General features: G+C 61.7%; 3 protein-coding genes. All 3 read left to right on the forward strand.

The genetic code is table 11. The features are described from left to right. Window positions 1-499, forward strand: a 499-nt coding sequence (locus tag ACIREA_RS27760; RefSeq protein ID WP_397385572.1) for a hypothetical protein, incomplete at its 5' end; no start/stop codon positions are given. After that, on the forward strand, window positions 496-2,970 hold the full coding sequence (locus ACIREA_RS27765) for an alpha/beta hydrolase fold domain-containing protein (protein WP_397385573.1): 2,475 nt from the start codon (window positions 496-498) through the stop codon (window positions 2,968-2,970). The genes ACIREA_RS27760 and ACIREA_RS27765, both read left to right, overlap by 4 nt. Window positions 2,971-3,118: 148 nt before the next feature. Beyond that, on the forward strand, window positions 3,119-4,188 hold a 1,070-nt coding region (locus ACIREA_RS27770), incomplete at its 3' end, for a hypothetical protein (RefSeq protein WP_397385574.1).

A 4,188-nucleotide genomic window follows, 5' to 3' on the forward strand; every position in this document is an offset into this window, starting at 1 on the left:
CGAGTGCGGAGACGATGGCATCAGCGCGCATGAATCCGCGCAGTATCGCGTCGATGGCTTTGTCAGCATCGGCAACAGCACCGGCATCACCGACACCGGCACCGCGCAGACCAGCTATAAAAACGTCTTCCTCGCAAAAAACATCGGCTTCGATCTCTACTTCCTCGACGAAGGCCGCTACTCCCTCACAAACGCTCTTGTGATCTCCATGGCGCAGAACCCGCTCTCCATCACAGGCCGCACAACCGGCGACTGCCGGATGCAGATGAAGAACGTCTTCATCCGCCGTCTTGCAGAGCCCCGCATCGGCAACGTCGCCCTGCGTGCCGTGCTGGAGGCAAAGCACTGCACCTTTGAAAACATGGACGTCAAAGTCGCCGGCGCAGCCACCTGGGAAAACTGCCTCATCAACGGCAAATCCTTTCCTGAAGGCAGCGGCGCATTGGGCGCTGATCTCCATGAACTGATGAAGCTCGTGCCGAAAGATTTCAAACCATGAGGACGGCCCTGTTCATCTTCACGCTGCTCGCACTGCTGACACCTCTCAGCGCGCAGGAGGCTTACCCGCCCATGCACCGCCTCACCTGGGAGGAGTATGTCGGCACACTAACGCACTGGCGGCAAACATTCCCCAAGACCATGTCGCTCGAATCACGCGGCATGAGCGGCCAGAACATGCCCGTGTATCTGCTAAAAATCACCGACTCCACGGTGCCCGCCGCAGACAAGCAAATCTGCCTTATCACCACCCTGCACAGCGGCCCGGAGCGCACCGGCACCACGGGCGCACTCGCCTTCGCGGAATGGTGCCTCAGCGATGATCCCCTGGCCGTGGAAACGCGGCGCAAGCAGATCATCCTCGTGATGCCCTGCGTGAATCCGCTGGCCATGTTTTACACCGATCGCTTCCGCAATGAGCACGGCGTCGATCCCTACACCGGCAGCGGCCGCATCGGCAAACTCTGGGATGTAAAGACGCTCACCCTCACCAAGCCCGAGGATGCCCCCGAACTCACCGCCGTGCTTTTCGTGATCGACGACTACCAGCCCGAAGTTCACGCCGACCTCCATGGCACAGGCCTCCAGGAATACGCCCCCGCCCAGCTCGGCACACGCCGCATGTATCACGGCCAGATCATGACGGAGGTCACCGGCGGTGCGTATTCAAACTACGCCCTGCGCCCTTGGGACTGGCGCGTCACCGAGGCCATGATTGATGCCGGACGCGCAGCGGGCTTCCCCTCCGATCGCTTCGAGGCAGATGCCCAGCGCACCTTCTGGGGCCCGGAGCTCGCACCCCTGGGGCGCAAGCTCTGGCACGGCATGCCCATGTTTTACTCCGCGCACTACGGTTACGCCAAATACCACACCATGCTGCTCACGCAGGAAGTCGCCTGGGAGCAGAGCCTCGTCGCCCGCATGCAGGGCCTCATGCGCATCGGCAATTGCGCGTGGCTGGATGAAAAAACACCCGGCTATCCCGTGAACCGCATGCGCCACTTCGTCGGCCATTACGTCACCGCGTATGGCGCCACAGCCTCCGCACGCCGCACCAGTCGCGTGGAGCTGTGGAATCAGCAGAGCGAATTCGCCCTCGGCTTTCTCTATCCGCAAACCGTAGGCCGCGAGACCCTCGTAGTAGCCACCACCGCAGCAGCCAAGCACGCCGTCGCCAGCAACGACTTCCGCTCCCTCCTCGGCGACTCCGCCACCGAAGTCGAGAGCTTCATCAAAGCCGGCCCCGAGCTCAAAGTCGCCATGGAGCAAACACCAGAGCAGCTCCTCGCCGCCAAGACCGACGCCAAATTCACCCACGGCATCGGCTTCCGCCTGCGTCTGCCCTATCCCGTGCCCAAACAACTCGAAGTGCACCTCAATGGTGCCGTGTTAAAGACCGATGCCACCGACGGCTACGAAAGCTGGTTCGCCGACGGCTTCACGCAGGTGCAAGTCAACGTGCCTCCGCAAAAACTCCCCGCCCACGGCCTCTACTTCATCACCTGCGCCTATTCGCCCAATGAACAGCGCCCCACCGGCTGGATGCCGCCTGCGGAAGTGCAGAAAAAATACGCCACAGCAAAGCTCGACGCCACTCCCGCAACCTTCACCGACGTGGCCTACGGCAACCACTTCCGCCAGACGATGGACGTGTGGCTGGCAAAATCCGCGAAGCCCACGCCCGTCGTGTTTTACATCCACGGCGGCGGCTGGGCCGCGCAGGACAAGACCGACATCCATCAGCATCTCGATGTCCCCGCATTCCTCGCTGCCGGCATCTCCGTCGCCTCCATCAACTACCGCTTCCTCATGGATGCCAATGCCGCCAAGGTCACGCCACCTCTGCAATGGCCCCTGCAAGATGCCGCACGCGCTTTGCAATTCCTCCGCTCGAAAGCCACCGACTGGCATCTCGATAAAACACGCATCGCCGCCAGCGGCGTCAGTGCCGGTGGCTGCTCCTCCCTCTGGCTCGCCATGCACGCTGACATGGCCGACCCGCAAAGCACCGATCCCATCGCCCGCGAATCCACCCGCCTCCTCTTCACCGCCACCAAAGCCCCGCAGGCTTCGTTCGATCCGCAGCAGCTCATCGAATGGATCCCCAACAGCGAATACGGCGCCCACGCCTTCGGCTACCCGCTCAATAAGTCGCGAAAAGAAACCTTCCCGCTCTTCCTCGCAAACCGCGCGCAGCACCTCGCAGACATCCCCCTCTGGTCACCCATCGCCCACGCCACTGCCGACGATCCACCCGCCTTCATCATCTACACCAAGGACGACAAGCCCCCCGTCAAAGGCCAGCCGCAGACCGATCCCAGCCACAGCGTTCTGCATGCCCTCATGTTGCAAGAAGCACTGCAGCCTCTCGGCGTGCCCTGCGCAGTCCACTATCCGCAGGATGGAAAGCCCGTCACCACCATGCAGGATCTCCTGCTGCAACACCTCAAACCGATCAACCATGGCAACTAGTCTCAAAGCCATCCAGCGCAAATCTCCTCTCCCCGTCCTGGACATCCTAGCTCTGGGTATCCTTCGGGGAGAGGCCGGGTGAGGGGCGAAACAAAGCTCCCATAATCTGCCGCACCTGATTCCTCCGAATCCTGAACCGTTACCAACCATGAAGCCCACATACTCACTCTTCACTTCTCTCCTGCTGCTCGCCAGCACCCTCGCCGCAGCCGAGGCACCCATCCAAATCGGCAGCCGCCGCGAAATCTTTGCCGATTCCTTTCTGATCGAGAGCTTCAGCGGCACACATCTGCAACAGCAGACCCCGCGCGATGAAGGCGTGGCCTTCAAGTTTGACCAGCCATGGGAGGGCCTCTTCAGCGGCTACGCCACCCTCGTCACACTCGCAGACGGCCGCCTGCGCGCCTACTACCGTGGCAAAGCTGTGGCCAACAAAGACGGCAGCGAGGAAGAGGTGACCTGCGTCGCAGAATCCACCGACGGCCGCCAATGGACCAAGCCCGAGCTCGGCATCTATGAAGTGATGGGCACCCGCAAAAACAACATCGTGCTCATGAAAGCGCACACCGCCACTCACAACTTCAGCCCCTTCCGCGATGCGCGCCCCGGCGTGCCCAAGGACGAGCGCTTCAAAGCCTTCGGCGGCACGATGGAAGGCGGCGGACTCACCGCCTGGAAATCTCCCGACGGCCTCCGCTGGGAAAAGATCAGCCCCGAGCCTGTGATCACCAAGGCCATGGTGCCGTACAAATACATGTTCGATTCACAAAACGTGCCCTTCTGGTCCGCTGCAGAAGACAAATACGTGGCCTACTACCGCGTCTTTGAGGGAGGCATCCGGCGCATCGTCCGTAGCGAAAGCAAAGACTTCCGCACCTGGTCCGCCCCCGTGCTCATGGAGTACCGCAATCTCTCAGTGCAGGCCCCGGTCGAGCATTTGTACACCAATCAAACGCACCCCTACTTCCGCGCACCACACCTCTATGTGGCCATCGCCGCGCGCTTCATGCCAGGCCGTCGTGTGCTCACAGACGAGCAGGCCGCCGCCATCCATGTGAATCCGGGCTACTTCAAAGACACCTCCGACGCCATCTTCATGACCACACGCCCGGCGGAGGGAGCTGCGCATATCGGCATGTATGACCGCACCTTTCTCGAAGGCTTCATCCGTGGCGGCATCGGCGCGCAAAACTGGGTTTCCCGCACCAACTACCCCGC

The sequence above is a fragment of the Prosthecobacter sp. genome (assembly GCF_044373815.1).
Lineage (GTDB): Bacteria > Verrucomicrobiota > Verrucomicrobiia > Verrucomicrobiales > Verrucomicrobiaceae > Prosthecobacter.

Bases quoted from the DNA above. Each gene is read 5' to 3' on its own strand.
- ACIREA_RS27765 (WP_397385573.1), top strand. From the start codon at position 496: ATGAGGACGGCCCTGTTCATCTTCACGCTGCTCGCACTGCTGACACCT.